Here is a 21549-nt window from a genome sequence, read left to right as displayed (position 1 = left end):
TGCATTAATTCCGCGAACCGTCCTTTGGCTTAGCTGTTTGTTTGTTGATTCCGCGGACTTCTAAATTAATTCCGCAGCACGGGATTGCAAAAAAGAAAAAAAGAGCGAACCAAGTCGCTCTTTTATGCCGTCGTAGAAAACATATACTTTTTATAATGATAGCGAATCGAAAAGATTAATCCCAATCCCATCATGTTCCCCATTAAGGCACTTCCCCCGTAACTGATAAATGGCAGCGGGATACCGGTAATCGGCAGTACGCCAATAGTCATACCAATGTTTTGGAACACGTGGAATGTAATCATACTGATCACACCAACACAAATATACGTATAAAAATTATTCTTCGTTTCCATACCAACCTTCGTAATATGGTAGATCAATAAGAAAAACAAACTAATTAACACACTTGAACCAATAAAACCATACTCCTCACCAACGACACTAAAGATAAAGTCCGTCTGGCTTTCAGGCAGATAAACTTCCCGATTGCCAAAGCCCTTACCGCCAGTTTGACCTGAGCCGATTGCAAGCAAGGATTTCGTCAGCTGGTACGCATCAGTACCCTCGTAGCTATAAGGATCAAGCCAAGAGTAAATACGGCGAAGCTGATATTCACCAACCCCCAGATACTTTTCCAAAACATCCGGGCTCCAAAGAACAAAATAAAAGATCGTACCAATTAAGATAATTCCGAACGAAAATATCGGCACTAATATTTTCCATGAAATCCCAGAAATAAAAATCATTCCAAGTAAAATGGCCAAGAAAACAAGCGAAGTTCCCAAGTCTTGCTTGATGATCATTCCCAACGGAACCATCGTGACAATGCCCATTTTAATTAAAAGCCACAAATCCGTTTGCAGTGTTTTGACCGGATTTTTTAAATGGTGTTGATCAACCACACGTGAAAGACCCAGAATAATAAAAATTTTAACAAATTCAGAAGGCTGGATCGAGCCAATCCCTGGGAGCACAAACCAGTTTTTTGCTCCATTAATGACCGGAGCAATACTTGCTGGTGCAACAATTAAAAAACCTAGTAAACAGACGCCAAACCCGTATGCGTACCAAGTTAACTTTTTCAATTGGTCTGAATCCAGGGTCATAACCATTGTAATAATACCAGCCCCGACAACATACCATACGATTTGCTTGATTAAGAAGTTCTCCTTATACTGTCCGCTCGCTTGCGCACTATAAATCGCGAAACAGCTCGCTAGAAAAAGTAAGATTAATATAAACACAAGGCTGTAATCAAGTTTTGAAGCAGTATTGCTATTTGAAGTCATATTCGTTCCACCTTACCAAAAACTTGTCCATTCCTCCATTATATTTTGAAAAACAACAAATCTCAACTTATAACCGGCTGCTGGTTTTATTTACATGATGGAAAAATAAATCCTTCTTACCTCTTCTGCCATCCATTCCAGATTATTCGGGACCTGAGGAATTCCGTAGCCAATATAAAGGGGAGTGGTTACAAAACGGGAGACGATTTTTGCATAAATCTTATTGTCTAAATGATTAAAAAAGACATTATAGCTTGTCGCCTTAAAAGGAAAATGATTCAGGATATAGTGGACGGCCTTTTGAATATACTCCGCAAACTCTTGCCTGTAACCGGTATCCTCCATTTCGACATTAAATTCATAAAATCCCACGCGCGGCTTCGTTGATAAAGTAAAACGGACACCATTTTGCTCGGCAATAACGAGACCCTCGAACATGTCATGTGATGCCTTTTCTCGATAATCAATATCATGTAAACCGACAATCTGCATATGTGGGTGAGCAATCGTCCCTCCCGATAGCGGGCCATGATTTTTGAAAAAAATAACCGATCGGTACTGGCCCGTTTCCTCCATTTCATACCAATGTTTAAGTCCGAAACGAATCAAGCGATGGAGATGCTCTTTTGAATAGGTCGACAGATCACCATGGCAATCATCTGTTTCAATTAATACAGTTTGATAAGCATTTTCTAGGACTGGATATTTATTTTTCAAAAGAATGATCGGACCATCCACCGCAATGAGGTCTATCAACTGGTCTCTTTCGCAAAAAGGGCAAGACTGTTCTTTGTTTCGAATATTTTCTGGCTTCTTAACTCCGATAGACGTATTAAAATGAAGATGAGAATTTTCCAAGACGCTTTCTCCTCTCAAGGCAGGTATATACCTATTTTATGGGAGAAGACTGTTGGTTTGCACTTATTTTGATTCCATCCACAGATTTTTTCATTGACCAGTTTTCCCATATCCGCCTAAATCAGCTAAGGATTTCATGAAATAGAATTTTTCTGCATATCTTTTAAATGTACAGGCTTAGATTATTTTAGAATGAGAGGGAGCGTATGTTAACAAAACTCGAAGCATTAATCCTTGGGATTATTCAAGGTTTAACGGAATTTTTGCCTATCAGCAGTACCGGTCATCTTTACTTAGGGAGAAACTTATTTGGCCTTCAAGAAGCGGGACTTTTGCTTGATACCATGCTGCATGTGGGGACATTATTAGCTGTTTTTGTTTTTTATAAGGACGAATTTATAAAAATACTCAAGAAGCCGTTTAGCAAACTAACCTTTCTATTAATCGTCGGGACTATTCCTGCTGTCGTATTTGGTCTTGCTTTTAAAGATTATATTGATGATATTTCGAAAACAGGTGTGACGATTGGCTGGGAGTTTTTAATTACGGGGTTATTCCTGTGGCTTGCCGACTCAGCGAAAAATGGTTATAAGAAAATGGACGATATCAGTTATAAGGATGCCTTCATCATTGGGACCTTTCAGGCGGTGGCGATCATGCCAGCGATTTCTCGTTCCGGTATGACAATTGTAGCAGCGCTATGGCGAAAATTAGACCGGGAAACAGCGGCTTACTTTTCATTTCTATTATCGACTCCAGCGATTGCCGGTGCGATTGTTTTGCAGACAAAGGATTTACTAGAAGGACAAGGCGAAGCGATTTCTTTATCTGCCTTACTTGTTGGTATTGCTGCCTCTGCCCTTTTCGGTTATGTAGCGGTACGATGGATGATCGGCTATTTAAAAAATCATTCCTTAAAGCCATTTGCGATTTATGTTTGGGTGTTAGGGATCCTAGTACTTTTCTTTCAGTTCACTGGACGTTTTTAAGAACAAAAGCGCAAGCGCCTTGAACAGCCCCGACAAGCATAAGACGCTCAGGGAAAGAAGGCGTTCTTTGCCTTCATTCCCTGAGTGGCTGTAGACCATCGAGGGGCTAGGCGCTGGAGCTGGACGTCGACAGTCCTTTTATTAACAGTTATCCACAAGCGAAAATTTTATAATTTCCTAATCGAAAACAAATATGACTCTTCGATGAGTCGCATTTTATCTTATATAGTAACAGTTTCCTTGGCCATTTCTCTTGCTGCTTCGGCTGCCTGTTCTTTTGCTTTGGCCATAATTTCTGGAATTTGTTTAGGAAAATGATCCATTCCTTCCGCAACCACGGTCTCCAATCTCTCGAAACCAAGGAAATCAAATACCTTGCGTAAATAGCGGTCGCCAAACTCAAAGTCAACCATTGGTCCTGAGGAATAGATGCCTCCGCGAGTTTGGATATGAATCGCTTTTCTGCCAGTTAACAGTCCTTTAGGACCTTCTGGGGTATTCGTAAAGGTCTTTTCCACAATAAATAAGTTATCAATAAATTTTTTCAAAATCGACGGAGCGCCAAGATTCCAAATCGGAGTCACAAACACATAATAATCAGCGGCAATGAAACGGTCTGCAAGCTCGTGCATTTTTTCAAGTTTGGTCCGCTCTGCTTCTGATAATTGCTCTTTTGTATAGCCCATGAATGATAGTTTAGCCCGTGCGTATAAAAGATCCATGTCAATATCAGGGATATCCATATCATATAAGTGCCAGCGTTCAATTTCCACATCCGGCTGGGCAGCCTTAAACTCCTCTAAAAATACTTCCCCGATTTGCATCCCCTTTGATAGTTTAATATCATTTTTAGGGTTTGCTGTAATATATAAAAGTTTCGACATTTACATCCCTTCCCTTAACCCGGAAATTTTCCTACTATTACAATACTACATCAAATCATCTTGCTCACGAATGAACAATAAGTGAAGTTTGTGACGAAAAGATGAAATATGAAATGCGAAAGCGCCTTGATCAGGGGCGACAGGCATAAGACGAGCCGGCGAGAAGGCTGTTCTTTAGCCTTCTTGACGGATTGACCTAAATGTGGAGGCGACTGTTCTGGGACGAAGGTATAAGACGCCCCCTGCAAGAAGGCGCTCTTTGCCTTCTTCAGGGGGGTGGCTTATAACTCGAGTCCCAAGGAGCCGCAACTGGATAAGCTTATGACCCCGAGCCCCTAGGCGCTGCAGCTAGACAATAATCGATTTTAGAGGGAACACTTAGTTTCTTTCTGAACAATTCATGACAATTCCAAACAAAACTTAACGCAACTTAACAAAAGTCACATTTAATATGCTATCCTTTTTATAAAATAGAACTGGAAAAAGGAGGGTGAACAATGGACGAACGGGCTTATACTCCCAATGAGGTGGCACAAATCTTTCAAATCTCCAAGCATACGGTTTATGAACTGATCAAAAGAGGTGAACTTCAAGCTTTTAAAATAGGAAATAAAATGAGAATCGAGCATATAGACCTCGAACGCTATAAAGAAAGCATGAAGGCGCCAGCTAAAAAAAGCGCCGATGCTCCCAACGTAATCAGCATGCCAGCAGTACCAATTCGCCTCTCCGGCAGCCATGATTTTCTTGTAGAACATTTTGCTAAACAAGCTGGAAGCGCTTTAAAATTTCAAATTCAGCCTTCCTTCATCGGCAGTTTGGAAGGTTTAATGATGCTATACCGCGGCCAATGCGATATTGCGGCGATTCATCTATTAGATCCGGCTTCACAAGAGTATAATCTGCCTTTTATCCATCAGCTTTTTGTCTATGAAAATATTGCGGTCATGAGATTTGCTGCAAGGCAACAAGGCTTCATTGTTGCAAAGGGTAATCCGAAAAACATCCATCATTTCACGGACCTGACTAGAAAAGATGTTCAGTTTGTGAACCGTCAAAAAGGGGCAGGAACAAGATTTTTACTCGATTCAATGCTTTCGAGCCACAGGATTAATCCAAGTAAGATTAGCGGCTACGCAAATGAAGAATGGAACCATTTATCTGCTGCTTCCTACATAAATCGTAGCATGGCTGATGTAGCGTTTGGCATTCAATCTGCCGCTAGTCACTTAGGTCTGGACTTTGTACCAGTAGCGCAAGAAAAGTTTGATCTTGTTTTCCGTTTTACCACAGAAAATAAGGCGCATTTAATGTCTATAATTCATTATTTACAGTCTGCTAGCTTCAAAGAAAGCCTGACAGATTTAGAAGGTTATTCAATTCAGGACTTAGGAAAAATTATCTATCAAACTAGTCAAACGGAGGAACTTGTATGAAGAAAAATCGTTTAGTTATCGCCTTATTTGCTTTGATGCTTCTAGTTTTATCAGCCTGCGGAAACACCAATACAAAGGAAACAGCTACTAAAGAGAAAAAGACAGCTGCTAAACCGGCACCCACCGAAATGATTCTTGCCACTACAACAAGTACGCAGGACAGCGGCTTATTAGATGTGATTATCCCTATGTTTGAAAAACAAAATAATGTCAAAGTAAAAGTGATTGCTGTCGGTACTGGCGAGGCATTAGCAATGGGTACCAAAGGTGAAGCAGATGCCCTTCTTGTACACGCTCCAGCTGCAGAGAAGGCTGTTGTGGATGCGGGTGATGCGATTAACTATAAGCGTGTAATGTACAATGATTTTGTCTTAGTAGGTCCAAAGGAAAACCCTGCTGGTGTTAGCGGCGATGGTATTGTGGCTGCGTTTAAAAAATTAGCGGAGACCAAAGCTACTTTCGTTTCACGCGGAGATGACTCAGGTACCAATAAAAAAGAACTTGCGATCTGGACAACTGCTAATATTAAACCGGCAGGCAATTGGTATGTTTCAACCGGACAAGGGATGGGACAAACCTTACAAGTGGCAGCAGAGAAAAAAGGATATGTCTTAACGGACCGTGCCACATGGCTAGCCCAATCAAAAAATTTAGACACGCTTAAAATTGTCGTTGAAGGCGGCAAAGATTTAATGAATATTTATCATGTAATGGAAGTAAATCCAGAAAAACATGATAAAGTGAATAGTACCGATGCTAAAAAGTTTGTAGAATTTATGGTAGATCCAAAAACACAAGATGTGATTGAGAACTTTGGTAAAAAGGAATTCGGTAGATCCTTATTCATTAAATATACTGAATAAAATAACTGCAGGGCGGCCTCTTAAATGAGTCCGCCTCTTGTCAAACTTTGAATGAAACTGCTGGAGGCATGACGTTATGGAATTACTGCTAGATGGACTGGAAAAAGCAATAGATTTGATTCTTTCCGGTGATCAGGAAGTGTTAGCTATTACCGGGCTGACACTAAAAGTCTGTCTCATTTCCATTTTAATTAGTACCATGATCGGACTGCCTCTTGGTATGTTACTAGGCTTAACTAGATTTAAAGGCCGCAAAGTTCTATTAATTTTCATTAATATTGGTTTAGGACTGCCTCCAGTTGTGGCCGGCCTCTGGATTACGATGCTCCTATGGCGCTCCGGTCCATTAGGAGACTTCTCCTTGCTCTATTCGCCGACAGCGATTGTCATGGCCCAAGTTTTAGTCAGCCTGCCCATCGTCACGAGCCTTACCTGTACCGCTTTTCAGCAAATCAGTGATAAGATGCTGCTACAAATTAAGGCACTCGGGGCAACTAGAATGCAAACATTGTTCCTTCTTATTAAACAATTAAAAATGGCGATATTAGCAGCCATCATGGCCGGTTTTGGCCGAGTGATTGCTGAAGTAGGTGCCGCAATGATGGTTGGCGGCAATATTCAAGGTGATACCCGAATATTAACTACTACCATCGTCATGGAAGTTTCGAAGGGAAACTTTGATATTGCCTTAGCCCTCTCCTTTATTTTGTTGTCCGTTGCTCTAGTAATCACGGCAGCATTAACATTTTTACAGCAAAGGAAGCGAATATCATGAACCCGTTAATTGAGCTAAAGAATATGACCTATAGTGCCCAGCAGAAAACAATTCTTGATATTCCTTCATTCAAGATGTACGATGGAGAAATTCTCGGGATGATGGGGCCGAACGGAGCTGGGAAAAGTACATTACTTAAAGTTCTTTCGTTCTTGGAAAAGCAGTCAAGCGGAGAGATTGTGTACCGAGGGCAAACCATTCCATCTGGACAGGTACCTCTGGATTTGCGGAGAAGGTTTTCAGTGGCCTTGCAGCAATCCCTTCTACTAGATGGAACGGTCTTTCAGAATATCGCGTTAGGTTTAAAATTACGGAAAGTTTCCAAAGCAATGATCAAGGAAAAAGTAACTCATTGGCTGGAGCTGTTTGGGATTAGCCATTTAGCCAAAAAGAATGCCCTCTATCTATCTGGCGGTGAGGCACAGAGGGTCAACCTTGCCCGCGCGATGATCGTGGAGCCGGAAATTCTATTTCTCGATGAACCATTTTCAGCACTAGACTTTCCTACGAAGATTCGCTTAATGGAAGATTTTAAAAGGATTATGGAAGACACTAGAACAACCGCTGTGTTTGTCAGCCATGATCTGATGGAGATTCATTATCTTACCAACCGTCTAGCCATTATCGTCAATGGTCAAGTGAAGCAGTCAGGACCAACCACTTTGGTCCTTGAACATCCTAATACTTCCACGCAATCCTTTCTAAATGAGTGGAAGAAATTCTTTCCAGCATTAACGGACAATTCCTTTAGACAAGAAAAATTTTTAAAGCTTTAATGATTAAAAGAGCGGCCCAGTTCCTTTTTGGAGCTACTTTTTTTATATTAAAATATAGTTGCCAAGATTTGCTTAATATTTTTTAGAAGAATAAAATAGTATTATACATAATTACACTGGCTTTCAGGGGGGAGTTTTCCATGAAATATGCAATCATAACCGGGGCTTCGAAGGGCTTGGGCGAAAGTATTGCGAAACGCCTTTTACAGGAGCAAATTGCAGTCGTTTCTGTTTCCCGGACAAAAAATGAGGAGTTAAAAAACTTTGCACTTGAAAACGGGATTGAATATAAACACGTTTCTTGCAATCTCTCATTAGAAAAAGAAATACAAGAGGTCTTTATGGAGATTTCCCATTGTATTTTTGAAAAAAACCCAACAGAGATTCTTCTATTTAATAATGCAGGCATGATCGAACCGATTCAAAAAGTAGGTAACTTAGACCAAACTCCGATCATTCGAAATATAAAAGTAAATCTGATTGCACCCATTCTAATTACTAATTTATTTTTAAGTAAGGCACAATTAACGAATACAAAAGTAACCGTTATCAATGTTACGTCCGGTGCGGCTGTCCGCTCGATTGAAGGCTGGAGTGTTTATTGCAGCTCAAAGGCCGGATTAAACATGTTCACCCAAACAGCGGCAATTGAACAGGCAGAATTGAAAACGAAGAATACCATTATTGGCTTTAGCCCGGGTGTTATGGATACTAGCATGCAGGAAACGATCCGCTCATCCTCCGAGAATGCCTTTAAGGAACTAGAAAAATTTAAAGAATATAAAGAAAAGAATTTATTATTGGAAACCGATGCCGTTGCTAACGCCTTAGTTGACCTAGTATTTAGAGGAAACCCTGAAAGCGGAAGGGTTTACCATATTAAAGAATTAATAAATTCATAAGAACAAAAGCGCAAGCGCCTTGAACAGCCCCGACAAGCATAAGACGCTCAGGGAAAGAAGGCGTTCTTTGCCTTCATTCCCTGAGTGGCTTATGACCATCGAGGGGCTAGGCGCTGGCCTGGACGGCGACAGTCCTTTTATTAACAGTTATCCACAAGCAAAAATTTTATAATTTCCTAAACGAAAAAAAAGGCCGTTCACAACATTGCGGCCTTTACTCTTCCTGCGGAAACCATAAGGTAATGCTTGTTCCCTTCTTGACCCTGCTTTTTACTTTAATAAATCCTTTATGGGCATCCATTAAGGCCTTCACAATGGAGAGACCGATTCCTACTCCGCCTGTTTTTCTGTCACGGGATTTGTCGCCTCGATAGAATCGTTCAAAAATATGGGGGATATCCTCCTCCGTCATACCGGAGCCTTCATCTTGAATCTTAAAACCAACGTACCCTTCTTTGTCGGTCACAACCGAAATCGTTACATTTTTCCCTTCCGGTGTGTATTTCAGAGCATTATTAAGTACATTTGATAAAATTTGCATCAGCCGATCTTTATCTGCCTCAAATATTTCTTCCTGAAGGGGTTCTTCAATTTGCAGACCGACACCCTTTTCTTTAAAAATAGGTAAAAACATTTCCCATAAGGCCGCTAATACACTACCTGCCTCAAGTTCCATTTTATCTAGTCTTATTTGCGGATTCTCCGCTGCAAGCAGCTTTTCTAATTCGTTTACCAGTCTTACTAAACGCATCAGCTCTTCATGACTTACCTGCAAACGCTGTGCCGTTGGCTCCCAAATCCCATCCTGGAAAGCTTCAATTTGACTTCGTAATGTGGCAAGCGGCGTCCGCAGCTCATGAGCGAGGTCGCCTGTAAATTGCTTTCTAAGGATTTCTTCCTTTGCTAATGACTCAGCCAAATTATTAAAGGAAACGGCAATCTGCTTGACCTCCGTCGGCAGACCTTTTAAAGGTATGCGGATATCAAGATTATGCTGCTGCAGCTCACCTGCTGCAAACGAGAGCTTCTTGAGACCAGAAGTTAGTTTTTTAGAAAAGATCATACTAAAGACGATCGCTAAAACAATCGTTAAGCAAACTGCCGCCAATATATACAATTGAATGGTTTGAATAAAGGTGTATTCATCATCAATTAAGCCTTCTGGGTAAATCGCTACCAGCTTGCCGATAATAGCGTTGTCTACTTTCAAAGTATAGGTTTTACTATGCCAGTTTTCTCCATCTGGCTCCGGTTCCGTTAATCCAAAGCTATTTAGCATGCCGCGGATACTGGACGTATCCATCTGCATTTTCCCAAATCGGTCATATAACCGGAAATAAAGCTGGTCTGTCATCGCATTTTCATGGAGCAGTCCATACACCGGGTCACTCGTGAAATGGCCATTTTTTCGATAGTCTTTCTCAATCTCGGTGATAATTCTATCAATCTTTTTTTCACGGTTCCGATCTAAATAACTATTAAAGCTTTCTTCAAATCCATATTGGATAAAAAAACTGACAATTAGAATTCCAATCATCGAGATGAGTACTAGATAAAAAAGGATCTTAGACCGTAGCGTTTGCAGCATCTAGTACCCCTCCAAATTTATAGCCCATCCCAAAAACAGTGACGATAAAGTCAGGCTGCCGTGAATCTAGTTCTATTTTTTTACGGAGATTTTTGATATGGGTATCTACACTTCGTTCATATCCTTCATAATACATACCTTCATCCTGAATTTTTTCAAGCAAATCCATTCGACTGTAAACACGACCAGGATTGACAGCCATATTGGTTAATAATTTATATTCGATTGGTGTTAACGTCACATCTTCACCGTTTACTTTTACTTCTTTTTTGACTAAATCAATGGACAGTTTTTTACCATTAAATTCAAGTCGTTCTTCCACTTTATCTGCCTTTTTGACGCGTCTAAGGATGGCTTGAACCCGAACAACAACTTCCCTTGGACTAAAGGGCTTGGTTAAATAGTCATCAGCACCCATGACGATTCCGTTGATACGATCATCCTCTGCCGATTTCGCTGTCAGCATAAGGATGGGAACATCAGACTCTTTTCTCACCAGCCGGCAAACCTCTTCACCAGATATATCAGGCAGCATAAGGTCAAGAATCATTAGATCCGGTTCGATTGTTTTTGCCTTTTTCAAAGCATCTATCCCATTATCTGCGCTATGGATTTCATAGCCCTCTCTCTCTAAATAAGCTTCGAGGACTTCTACTATTCTGCGTTCATCGTCCACTAAAAGAATCTTCACGAATCATCACTCCTCATACCTTTACTATACCATCAGAGGTCTGTGATGTTTGTAACTTCACAAATTCACCACAACTTCTTCATAACATCTTCAATCTTTTTCGCTAAGATAATCGTGTAAAGAGAAGATGACACCTCGAACTCCCCAAAGTTTCGGTGATCGGCTCTTTATCGATCGAGTACATTGGTTTTCAGCCATCTTACTCATCCCAAAATTAACCTCTCTACTATATAAAGGGTGTCCCGGTCGTTGGGACACCCACTTTTTTGATTGACTGTATTTTTGCCGAACTTAAGCATTTTGATTGAAATGGAGATCAACCGCTTGAAACTTTCATATAAATAATAGAAAGAGACATCGGGAAATCCCAATGTCTCTTTCTATTTCTTATTTGTGAATCCAAACGGCGCCAGCAGAGTTGTCTTTTGCTTCGCCAATGACTTGGACCTTAATAGGATACTGTGCAGGGACCTTAACTCCGGCATCAGGAATAACATTATTAATATAAGATTTTGTAGAATCAAATTCAGTTACACTTGGTAGTCCATTGTAATCATAGATTCCACGTGTAGGTGAATTAACATCCCATGCAGGTGACTTATCTAATGAGAAGGCAGCATCTGCAACTTGGTAGCGAGTCGTTTGAGCAATGGAGTTAACACCATTTAGTTTAAATACAAGCGCTTCTGGATGAGAGTCCACTACGCTTAGGAAGCCTTCACCTGGATGAACGCCGCCCCAGTTATCAGTAAATGTATCATCAGCATACCAAACTACTAAACCAGTATTATATTTTGCGTCACGCGAGTATTGAAGAGCTGTATCTGAACCAGCGTAGTTTCTCCACTCTAGGTAATAGTAATGAGGTTTTTTGATCCAGCCATCAGATACTTCAAAGCCATTTAATGTAACTTGTGGTGTTCCTTCTGCATCATCTGAGAATTTCACCTGTCCATCTACTGTTAATTGTAGGTTGTCAATAGCAAAACCGTTTGGTGCAAGACCGCCGTCAGTTACATAATTAAATACTAGTTTAACTTTTTTTCCTGAGAATTGGCTTAAGTCAAGGGATTTGTCTACCCACTGACCTTTTGAGGAATCTAAACCGTCTGCAGTGTTTTCATCTCCTAGAATATCAAGACGTGTGCTCGTACCATCTTCTGTTACAGCATCCACGTACAGATAATCATAGTCGTACTCTACTTCAAACCACTGCTTGTAGTTAAATGTAGCACTTGATGTATTTGTTAAATCAAACACTGGAGTTTCAAGTACTGTATTTAGGTCATCACCTTTTGTACTGTAATAGTACTTTGCACCAAACTCAGGTGTAATTCCAGGAACCTTCTTTTCAGGTAAGTTCACCTTCACGATACCAGGATTCTTAGATTTTGTAACACTTTGATCGATAATTGTGGCTAAACCATTGTTATCAATATCTTGATAGTTTACTTCAGAAATATTAGCCCAGTTGCCACCGATTGTTTTTTGATAGAATTCTTTCACTTGCGGGGAGAAGCTTGGCGGTTGCGTACCAGCAATATGACCGCTCCAGCTGCCGCCGCTCATGATGGACCATTGTGCAACTGTATCGCCATTGCCAGTATATTGAGTATCATACTCATCCGGAGCCCCTAAATCATGCCCATATTCGTGAGCGAATACACCGACTGCGCCATCTTCTGGCTCAACCGTATAATCATAGGCAGCCATGTTTCCGCCCCAGTAATCAACTGAAGCTGATGTATTAGCAACAGGATAAACACCATTTAATGTCCAGCGATGTGACCAGATTGCATTATCACCAAGAGCTCCACCGCCAGCTTCTTGACCAACACCAGCATGAATAACCATCAAGTGGTCAACCAAGCCGTCTGGCTCGTTAATATTTCCGTCACCATCAAGGTCATAGATATCTAGATTATCAAAATCTGCTAAGTTAATTCCAGATGCAACCGCAGCATTTAAGGAATCCTTAATAAGTCCGCGTGGTCCTTTTGTACCTGGCTTATTATCGTTTCCACCATCTGGGTTATCGCTGCCGTAATCAGCCGCATTTCCCGGTACAGTCAGCCAATTGGAAACAGTTCCATCAACGGTATAGCTGCCGCCAGATTGTTCTTCATAATATTGTTTAAACGTTTTTACCTTGTCACCATTGAAAAGGGTAAAATCTTGATCGCCAAATAACATTTTTTGATAGTGTTCTTTACTGAAGTCACTTGCAAACATATACCCAGGTTCTTGTTCGACATTATTGTGCTTAAAGTCAGCATACTCAACTAAAAGAACTAGTACTTCATCTTTTCGAACATCTCCGTTATAAGCAGCCTGTTTCGCAGAATCTACTTTAACTGCCCCATTGGGCTTGCCCTTTTTAAAGTTTTCATGACCTTTGGCTAGCTGCTTAGCAAGCTTGTCCTTTTGTTTAGTAAGAAAGTCTTTTGCTTTTTTGTCTAATTCCTGTTGTTCCTTAGTTTGACCTTTTTCTGCCTTACCTAGCTTTTGACCCTGTTTTTTCTCTATGTAGGCCTTTGCTGCTTTTGTAATTTCTGCAGGTGTTGCATTCTTTGCAACGAGTCCTCTTTTTTGTAATGCTTTACCAAGGCGATCCAAATCAACTACATTCAAATCAATTGGTGCGGATGAGACCGTTGTTGCCGCAGATGCCGGTTTTGGTGCAACCGTACTGCCAGCAAATGCGCCTGCAAACATGGTCGTTGCTACCATGGTACTAGCGGCAAGGCTGGATAAGACCTTTAAGGTATTTTTTTTCTTCACCTGTTTATTCCCCCCCATTTTTATATAACGCATTGTTCCACTAGAAGAACAGTGCTCTACTATTTTATCAGACTAGTATAAATATTGTAAATAATGGAAATATAATGATAAATTACTATAAAACAATAGATATTTATTCCCATAACCATATAACCAGCATGAAATTATAGGTATATAACCGCGCTAACAATCCCAGTAAATATAACTTTTTACTCTTTTTTCCTCTTTTAACTACTTAATCTACTAAAAACTAAAATTCCGGAATTCGAAATTTGAGTTTTTAGTACTATTTTTGCCTATTGAAAAATAATCCAATAGTAACACCACCAATTTATTCTATTAATGTACACAGAAAAACCTTATCAGCATTGTGATAAGGTTCCATAGGTTTATTCAGCTTTATTTTTTAGTTCGTCTGTTAATTCCTCAATGCTTTTTCTTACATTAGATTTACCAGAGTAGTTTTCAATTAATTCCTTCACATCAATACCACTCGAAGCCTTCAAAGACTCCTGCAGGGTAGCCATCAAGTTGGTAGCATAACTAGTAATTTTATTGGCACCGCCATTTCCACCCGCAGCACCGCCTGTATCAACAACGGTAATTTTATCAATATTGGATAACGGGGCAGCCACTTGCTTTGCGTACTCCGGAAGCATTTTGATAATCATATCCAAAATAGCAGCTTGACCAAACTGTTCGAAAGCCTCGGCAATTTTTTCCTTTGCTTCCGCTTCTGCCAAACCTTTTAAGCGGATAATTTCCGCTTCTGTTGAACCTTGTGCTTTTTGTGCTTCCGCTTTTGCCAGACCATCGAGACGGATCCGTTCTGCCTCGGCCTTTGCCATTGCTTCAATCCGGTATTTATTAGCCTCAGCTTCAGCTATTTCCTTGGCTTTATTAGCCGCCGCTGATTGCTCTACTGAATAACGATCAGCGTCCGCTTTTTTCTTCACTTCAGAATCATATTGACGTTCACGGCGAAGGATCTCTTTTTCCTCTAGTTCAATTTGCTTTTGTCTCTCTATAATCTTAATTTGCATTTCCTGCTCGGTTACATCCTGCTTGGACCTTGCACTTTCCAAATCATACGCTTGGTCTGCTCGGGCTTTGGCAATATCCTGCTCACGGCGGAACTCGGCTATTTTCAGCTGATTAATTTTCTCTGCTTCCGCAATTTCCGTCGCTCGCTCTAATTCATTCCGTTTCGCTTCCTTAGCTGCTTCTGCTTTTTTAATCCGCGTTTCCTTTTCTGCCTCTGCAGTCGCAATATCTGCATCCCGTTTAACTTGAGCAATCCGCGGTTTCCCTAGAGAGTCTAAATAGCCGTTTTTATCACGAACATCTTTAATCGTAAATGAAACAATCACTAAACCCATCTTTGCTAAGTCCTGGGAGGCAACTCGCTGGACCTCTTGGGAGAACTTATCACGATTTTTGTAAATTTCTTCGACCGTCATCGAGCCAAGGATTGACCGCAAGTGACCTTCCAGCACTTCTCTTGCTTCGTTTTCACGGTCTTCCTTCGGTTTTCCTAGAAACTGCTCTGCGGCTGTTGCAATCTCGCTAATCGACCCGCCAATTTTTATAATTGCAACTCCATCCGCCATGACGGGTACCCCTTGCTCCGTATAAACCTCCGGAGTGGTTACTTCTAGTTTGCTAGATAGCAAGCTTAATGGTTTTGCTTGTTGAAAAACTGGTAAAATAAAACTCCCACCGCCGCGGATAATCTTGATTTTATTACCTGATTCATCCACGTGGACATTACGATTCCCTAGGAAACTGCCAGTCACAATTAATGCCTCATCAGGTCCTGCGGTTTTGTACTTGGTAATAAATACACCAATTAATGCCAGAAGAATAAGTACGACAACCCCAATAATAATCCAAATCATTCCCATCTTCTTACAACCTCCTAAAAAGTAAAATTCTCTAATTGTTGATAAACGGTCACTTCAAGTACACCGTTTTTCACCTGGACGACTAATACGCTTGTACCGTTCGGAATGATATCACCGTCAAAGCTTTTTGCAGGTTTGGCAATCCGGCCGCTCGTACTATCAATCATCACCTCTCCATACCCATCAGCGGGAATTGGCGTTATGACAGTACCAACCCTTCCTTGCAAATCCGACTCTTTGTAGACAAGTGATTCCTCGGCCCTAGATACCGGCACAAGAACAAATACATTTAAAAATGTAACAACAATAAACGCAATCACTGCGGATATCCCGAGTATAAGTAAATAATGTAAGGAAGACAGATTTTCAAATAAGTATCCGCTCGCAGACAAAATCGTTACAAAAGCAAAAATTAATACTGGATTTAGAAAATCCAGACCTTCCCCTGCCCCATGGAAATGAAAGACGTCCGCAAACAATACGTACAACACAGTGATGACACCTGAAATAATTAAGGCGTATAAATAAATGGTTTCTAAAGGAATGCTGAAAGGTTCCATTGGCATCCATCCTTATTTTTTAGTAAGGGTATAAGAAGAATTTTTCAAGTTTAATAGGCAGTCATGTATAGATATTCTTTCTTACTTGTTTAATATACTAAGTAATACGAACTAGGGAAAGGAAAAGTTTCACAAATTTTAACTAATTTATCCAAAAGAACAAAAGCGCAAGCGCCTTGAACTGCCCCGACAAGCAAGACGCTCAGGGGGCTTTCTTTGCCTTCATTCCCTGAGCGTCTGTAGACCATCGAGGGGCTAGGCGCTGGAGCTGGAGGAAAATAAAAAATGCCATAGCTACATGAGCTACAGCACCTTATTGAATCATATTCAAAAACTTTCTCGTCCGTTCTTCTTTTGGATTCGTAAAAATTTCGTCCGGTTTATTTCGTTCAACAACGACACCTTGGTCCATAAAAATCACTTCATCTGCCGCTTCACGGGCAAAGCGCATTTCATGGGTAACCACAATCATCGTCATTCCTTCTGCTGCGAGGTCCTTCATTACTTTTAACACCTCACCGACTAATTCTGGGTCAAGTGCGGAGGTAGGTTCATCAAACAGCATAACCTCCGGCTCCATCGCGAGCGCCCTGGCAATCCCGACACGTTGCTGCTGACCGCCTGATAGCTGTGCCGGATAATAGTCCTGCTTATCAGCCAGCCCGACTTTTTCCAGTAGAGTTGCTGCTTTTTTCCTAGCTGTCTCCTTGTTTACTCCCTTCACAACAATTGGCCCTTCCATCACGTTTTCAAGGGCTGTTTTATGCGGGAATAAATTATAGCTTTGAAAAACCATACCGGTTAAGCGGCGGAATGAAGCAATATCTTTCTTTGGAACTGCTTTTGAAAAATCTAAACTTTGACCTGAGATCGAAATAACACCTTTCGTTGGTGTTTCCAACACGTTCAAACAGCGGAGCATCGTTGTTTTCCCAGAACCAGACGGCCCGATCACCACAACCACTTTACCTTTTTCCACTTCTAAATCGATCCCTTTTAACACTTGTAACTGGTCAAATTGTTTATACAAACCATTAATTTTAATCATGATAACACTCCCTTTTTCCTTAAGTTAAGCCCCATAGCGGCCCAGTCTCTTTTCCAAGTACCCTTGAAGGATGGAAAGGAAAAAGCAGATAACCCAATAAATGAGTGCTACTTCTGAATAGACTAATAAAAATTCGTAGTTGGTGGAAGCAATCTCCTGACCGCGGCGGAACATTTCTGTAACCAATACCAGTGAAGCCAGCGAAGTATCCTTAACAAGACTAATGAATGAATTGGATAAAGGCGGAACGGATACCCTTGCAGCCTGTGGCAGGATAATTCTTCTAAGTACTTGCCAGTAGGTCATGCCAATTGAATAGCCAGCCTCCCACTGTCCTTTTGGCGTTGATAAAATTGCCGCTCTGATAATTTCGGACGAATAGGCGCCGACACTTAAAGAAAAACCAATGACCGCCGAAATATACGGGTCTAACGTGATCCCGAGATTAGGCAGTCCGTAAAAAATGATAAATAATTGCACAAGCAATGGAGTACCACGAATCGCTGAAACATACACTCGAGCGATGATTTGAAATATTCTTACCTCTGAAATTCGGGCTAATGCCGTAAGAATGGCCAGTATGATCCCAATCACAAATGAAATAAGCGTTAACGGGATCGTATAAAAAACAGCCCCCTCCAGCAGAGGCTGGAGGGAACTTTTTGCAATATCAATTAACCTTGCTGTTCGTTCCGGATCAGCAAAAATACTATTTAAGTACATCTTCACCAAACCATTTCTCTGAGATTTTTTTATAAGTGCCGTCGTCAACCATCTCTTTTAAGGCTTTATTGACTTCATCAACGAGTTTGTCACTATTCTTTCTAAACATAAATCCGCTTGAAGACGCATCATTTGCCGTTGCGGCAATCTTAATTGGTGCATCAGGCTTTTGTTTTTTATAGTCTAAATAGGTAAGCTTATCGTTAATCGTCACATCGACACGTTTTTGTGTTAACAATTCAACGGCTTGCTGAAATCCTTCTACTCCAACAAGATTGGCTCCATATTTTTTTGCCATATCACCGTAGTTACTTGTCAATGATTGGGCAGCATTTAAGCCTTTAATATCTTCAAATTTTTTCACCTTAGTGTTAGAAGTATTAACAATGAGGACACCGGCTGACGTAATATAGGGATCAGAAAAGTCATATTTCTTTTGACGGTCTGGGCGAATTCCAACCTCGTTGGCAATCATATCAAAACGTTTTGCATCTAAACCTGCAAACATAGCGTCCCATTGAGTTTCTTTATATTCTGCTTTTACACCTAAACGTTTTGCCACTTCATTTGCTAAATCAACATCAAATCCAGTTAAATTACCGCTTGTATCATGGAAAGTGAATGGCGGATATGTACCTTCCGTACCAATTGTGATCTTTCCATCGTCTTGAATCTTTTTCAATAAATCTTGATTATCCGCAGTTTTGTCATTGTCTTTCGTGTTTACAGCTCTCTTTTGATCCTCTTTGGCCTTTTCATCATTTTTTCCACATGCTGAAAGTACGAACATAAAGCTTAGGAGCAGTGCAAAAATTACCATTAGTTTTTTCATGTTTTAAACCCCCTAATTCTTACTATTTTTATCGGATTTACTTATTTTATTACAACCTCTAGCAACTGTCAAAAGAAATGATTATATGAAGCATCCTTATTTTACCCTTTTATAAAAAATAAAAACCTATCAGAAAAATTCTGATAGGTTAAGCAGATAATGCACGTTTTGTTTTCTGATCGGCCGACTTTTTCTTTTTTGTTTTTGGCCGATAGAAAAGAATACCGCTAGCAAGCAAAATCATACCATACATAAACGTTTTAAGATCTGCTGTACCTGCTATAATCACCCAAACGGAATAAACGGTTGCCAGTAAAGCAATCATACCGTCTGCCATTCTCTGCTTTCCTGCTTTATACGTCTCTCCTGTTACCACTAACTTTAGCTGATAGACTGATGAAATAAGATACGGTACTAAATAGGCTAAGGTCGCAATGACAATGACAAAATCAAATGCTCCTGAGATGGATTTTGAAACGGTAGAAAAAATAAATAGCTGGCCTATTCCGTTGGATACAATCATTGAAAAAACAGGCAGACCCTTTTTGTTTTCTTTTAGGAATGCTGGCAGAAATAATCCTTGTTTCGCTGCTTGATAAGGAACTTCCGCAGTTAACATTAACCAGCCGATGGTTGAACCAAACAAACTAATTAATCCAATCCCTGCTAATAATTTTCCGCCGACTGGTCCTAAAACAGTTTGAATGGCATCAATTAATGGTTTATCAGAATGAATAAGCGTGTTTTGGTCTAGCATCCCCATCACAAGGGTGCTGATACCAATATAGATACCCAGTGCAATAAATAATCCTAAAATGGTGGCCCTTTTTACATCGGATTGTTTTTTGGCACGGGAAGCAAATACGACGGCTGACTCTATACCAATAAATGCCCATAAGGTATTGACTGCAGCACCGTTAATTTGCCCCATAATACCGATAGCATATCCAGCTTCATCCATTCTCGGAGCCATAAACGGCAGGATGTTGCTCTGTTCAAACGCAAACAAACCAACAATTATAAAGAAGACAAAACCAGCTACTTTTGCTGCAGTAGCAAGGAAGTTTAATCTCCCCGCACTTTCCATCCCACCCAGGATAATAAAATGGGTACCCCAAAGCAGTAAGGAACAGACTAGAAATGTTAGGCCATTACCTACTTTTAGAGTGAAATTACCGACTGTAAACCAGTTTGCATCGCTTGTTAAGATTGGAAAAAAGGTTGATAAATATCCGGCAAAAGTGGTAATCAACGCAATGTTCCCAGCTAAGTTTCCAACCCAGTAACCCCAGGTAGACATAAATCCAGATAAAGTGGATGCATGAGAACCAGGCTTAAATAGTTCTTTTGCATAGAGTTGCGGGCCGCCTGTTAAATTTGGTTTACGAATCGCCAAGCTGCCAAAAACTAAGGCCAGCATCAGAACGCCTAAGCCTGTAACGAGCCAAGCCGAAATCACACCGGCTGGACTAGCTGCTTCTGACAGGGAGCGAGGCAGCATAAAAATACCTGAGCCAACCATATTCCCAATGACAAGGGCAGTTAACACCCAGAATCCTAATTTATTTGATTTCCCCACGGTTATCCTCCTCGACGAACTTTTATATTAAAATAATGTTTTAAATGTTTTAAATGTATGAATATTAATGAACCTCATCCAATATAAAACCTATTGAGGTGTTAGTCAATGGGAAATTTTATCTCACTAAAGTATTACCACAAAAAAGGAGACAGCCTCAGAAGGCCATCTCCTTTTTCTATTCTTTTATTACCTTATTTCCACCACTCATCAAACATGCTGGCCGGAAGTCTCCGTTTATGCTCAGTTAGGATATAACGTTTCTCGACTTTGTCTGCAATTTCTGGTGAAACAGGTTTCCCTTCCAAATAATCATCAAGTTCATCATATGTAATTCCTAATTCGGTCTCATCTGCTTGTCCTGGTTTTTGATCGAGGAGATCAGCAGTCGGAACCTTTAAGTATAGTCGTTCATCTGCGCCTAGCTCCTTAAGCAAAGCCTTCCCTTGCCTCTTGGTTAAGCCTGTCAGCGGCAAGAGATCAGCGCCCCCATCCCCGTATTTAGTAAAGAAACCTGTCACGGCTTCTGCAGCGTGGTCTGTACCTATGACGAGCAGACCTTCCATGCCGCCGATCGCATATTGGGCAATCATTCTCATTCTCGCTTTGACATTCCCTTTATGATAGTCACTTAGCTGATCCCCTTTAATGCTGGCATTATATTCATTTTGTACTTCATCAACTGCATTTTTGATATTAAAAACTTCCTCACGATCTGCCCTTATAAAGGCTAACGAGCGCATAGCATCTTCCTCGTCCTGTTGAACTCCATATGGCAGGCGCACTGCAATAAACGTAGCCGCTGTTCCCTCTGTACGTAATTCTTCCACTGCCAGCTGGGCCAGGCGTCCTGCTAATGTGGAATCCTGTCCGCCGCTTATCCCTAATACAAACCCTTTCGCCTTCGTTTTTACCAAATAATTTTTTAAAAAATCTATCCTCTTGCGAATTTCTTCCTTCGGGTCGATGCTGGGATTTACATTTAAATCTTTCATAATTTGTGCTTGCAAACTCATTTGTTGACCTCCTCACCAATTAACTGATATATGTAATGTACCACATTTCACT

19 protein-coding genes are annotated in these 21549 nt (G+C 40.7%); 6 read left to right on the top strand and 13 right to left on the bottom strand.

The genetic code is table 11. The annotated features are described in order from the left end of the window. Nucleotides 1-122: 122 nt before the first annotated feature. Both AAHB15_RS11775 and AAHB15_RS11770 read right to left on the bottom strand, forming a co-directional pair. Nucleotides 123-1292, bottom strand: a complete 1170-nt coding sequence (locus AAHB15_RS11775) for an FtsW/RodA/SpoVE family cell cycle protein (RefSeq protein WP_335574947.1) — start codon at nucleotides 1290-1292, stop codon at nucleotides 123-125. A gap of 90 nt (nucleotides 1293-1382) precedes the next feature. Beyond that, nucleotides 1383-2150 (bottom strand): DUF4931 domain-containing protein, encoded by a 768-nt coding sequence (locus AAHB15_RS11770; protein ID WP_335574948.1) that lies wholly within the window; start codon nucleotides 2148-2150, stop codon nucleotides 1383-1385. A gap of 206 nt (nucleotides 2151-2356) precedes the next feature. On the opposite strand from AAHB15_RS11770, the gene AAHB15_RS11765 reads away from it, so the two are divergent. Continuing rightward, nucleotides 2357-3139, top strand: coding sequence for an undecaprenyl-diphosphate phosphatase (locus AAHB15_RS11765; RefSeq protein ID WP_144566791.1), 783 nt, complete (start codon nucleotides 2357-2359; stop codon nucleotides 3137-3139). A 221-nt stretch (nucleotides 3140-3360) separates the two neighbouring features. Here AAHB15_RS11765 and AAHB15_RS11760 read toward each other — a convergent pair whose 3' ends face one another. Beyond that, on the bottom strand, nucleotides 3361-4023 hold the full coding sequence (locus tag AAHB15_RS11760; protein WP_342042418.1) for an FMN-dependent NADH-azoreductase: 663 nt from the start codon (nucleotides 4021-4023) through the stop codon (nucleotides 3361-3363). 497 nt (nucleotides 4024-4520) lie between these two features. Between AAHB15_RS11760 and AAHB15_RS11755 the strand changes: the two genes are divergently transcribed. The 5 genes from AAHB15_RS11755 to AAHB15_RS11735 all read left to right on the top strand — a co-directional run bounded on the left by AAHB15_RS11755 (nucleotide 4521) and on the right by AAHB15_RS11735 (nucleotide 8775). Continuing rightward, nucleotides 4521-5459 (top strand): helix-turn-helix transcriptional regulator, encoded by a 939-nt coding sequence (locus AAHB15_RS11755; protein WP_342042417.1) that lies wholly within the window; start codon nucleotides 4521-4523, stop codon nucleotides 5457-5459. Beyond that, nucleotides 5456-6322, top strand: coding sequence for a substrate-binding domain-containing protein (locus tag AAHB15_RS11750; protein ID WP_342042416.1), 867 nt, complete (start codon nucleotides 5456-5458; stop codon nucleotides 6320-6322). The genes AAHB15_RS11755 and AAHB15_RS11750 overlap by 4 nt, the downstream gene beginning before the upstream one ends. A gap of 76 nt (nucleotides 6323-6398) precedes the next feature. Further along, nucleotides 6399-7097, top strand: coding sequence for an ABC transporter permease (locus AAHB15_RS11745; RefSeq protein WP_335574953.1), 699 nt, complete (start codon nucleotides 6399-6401; stop codon nucleotides 7095-7097). After that, nucleotides 7094-7873 carry an ABC transporter ATP-binding protein gene (locus AAHB15_RS11740; RefSeq protein ID WP_335574954.1) on the top strand — a complete coding sequence of 260 codons (780 nt, stop codon included), beginning with the start codon at nucleotides 7094-7096 and terminating at the stop codon, nucleotides 7871-7873. Before AAHB15_RS11745 ends, AAHB15_RS11740 begins: the two co-directional genes overlap by 4 nt. Before the next feature lie 140 nt (nucleotides 7874-8013). Then, the gene (locus tag AAHB15_RS11735) at nucleotides 8014-8775 is read left to right on the top strand and encodes a (S)-benzoin forming benzil reductase (protein ID WP_335574955.1); all 762 of its coding nucleotides are present in this window, start codon (nucleotides 8014-8016) and stop codon (nucleotides 8773-8775) included. Between the two features lie 214 nt (nucleotides 8776-8989). On the opposite strand, the gene AAHB15_RS11730 is transcribed toward AAHB15_RS11735, so the two are convergent. From AAHB15_RS11730 to nadE, 10 genes are all read right to left on the bottom strand, one after another. After that, the gene (locus tag AAHB15_RS11730) at nucleotides 8990-10363 is read right to left on the bottom strand and encodes a HAMP domain-containing sensor histidine kinase (RefSeq protein WP_342042415.1); all 1374 of its coding nucleotides are present in this window, start codon (nucleotides 10361-10363) and stop codon (nucleotides 8990-8992) included. Beyond that, nucleotides 10341-11054, bottom strand: a complete 714-nt coding sequence (locus AAHB15_RS11725) for a response regulator transcription factor (protein ID WP_335574957.1) — start codon at nucleotides 11052-11054, stop codon at nucleotides 10341-10343. Before AAHB15_RS11725 ends, AAHB15_RS11730 begins: the two co-directional genes overlap by 23 nt. Nucleotides 11055-11441: 387 nt before the next feature. Further along, nucleotides 11442-13853 (bottom strand): immune inhibitor A domain-containing protein, encoded by a 2412-nt coding sequence (locus AAHB15_RS11720; RefSeq protein ID WP_335574960.1) that lies wholly within the window; start codon nucleotides 13851-13853, stop codon nucleotides 11442-11444. A gap of 371 nt (nucleotides 13854-14224) precedes the next feature. After that, nucleotides 14225-15739, bottom strand: a complete 1515-nt coding sequence (locus AAHB15_RS11715) for a flotillin family protein (RefSeq protein ID WP_335574958.1) — start codon at nucleotides 15737-15739, stop codon at nucleotides 14225-14227. A 14-nt stretch (nucleotides 15740-15753) separates the two neighbouring features. Then, nucleotides 15754-16299 (bottom strand): NfeD family protein, encoded by a 546-nt coding sequence (locus tag AAHB15_RS11710; protein ID WP_335574959.1) that lies wholly within the window; start codon nucleotides 16297-16299, stop codon nucleotides 15754-15756. 313 nt (nucleotides 16300-16612) lie between these two features. Continuing rightward, nucleotides 16613-17347, bottom strand: a complete 735-nt coding sequence (locus tag AAHB15_RS11705; RefSeq protein WP_335575001.1) for an amino acid ABC transporter ATP-binding protein — start codon at nucleotides 17345-17347, stop codon at nucleotides 16613-16615. Between the two features lie 24 nt (nucleotides 17348-17371). Further along, nucleotides 17372-18070, bottom strand: a complete 699-nt coding sequence (locus AAHB15_RS11700) for an amino acid ABC transporter permease (protein WP_098530308.1) — start codon at nucleotides 18068-18070, stop codon at nucleotides 17372-17374. Beyond that, entirely contained in the window at nucleotides 18057-18902 is an 846-nt protein-coding gene (locus tag AAHB15_RS11695) for an amino acid ABC transporter substrate-binding protein (protein ID WP_335575000.1), read from the bottom strand. The genes AAHB15_RS11700 and AAHB15_RS11695 overlap by 14 nt, the downstream gene beginning before the upstream one ends. 148 nt (nucleotides 18903-19050) lie before the next feature. After that, a complete protein-coding gene (locus AAHB15_RS11690) occupies nucleotides 19051-20481 on the bottom strand; it encodes an amino acid permease (protein WP_342042414.1) in 1431 nt (476 codons plus the stop codon). A 194-nt stretch (nucleotides 20482-20675) separates the two neighbouring features. Further along, nucleotides 20676-21497 (bottom strand): ammonia-dependent NAD(+) synthetase, encoded by an 822-nt coding sequence (nadE, locus tag AAHB15_RS11685; protein ID WP_335574998.1) that lies wholly within the window; start codon nucleotides 21495-21497, stop codon nucleotides 20676-20678. Nucleotides 21498-21549: the final 52 nt, after the last annotated feature.

Origin of the sequence: Bacillus sp. OTU2372, from assembly GCF_038440275.1 — a bacterium.
Taxonomy (GTDB): Bacteria; Bacillota; Bacilli; order Bacillales; family Cytobacillaceae; genus Neobacillus; species Neobacillus bataviensis_B.
Note: the sequence above shows the minus strand (reverse complement) of the source record. Positions and strands in the feature narration are given on the sequence as shown.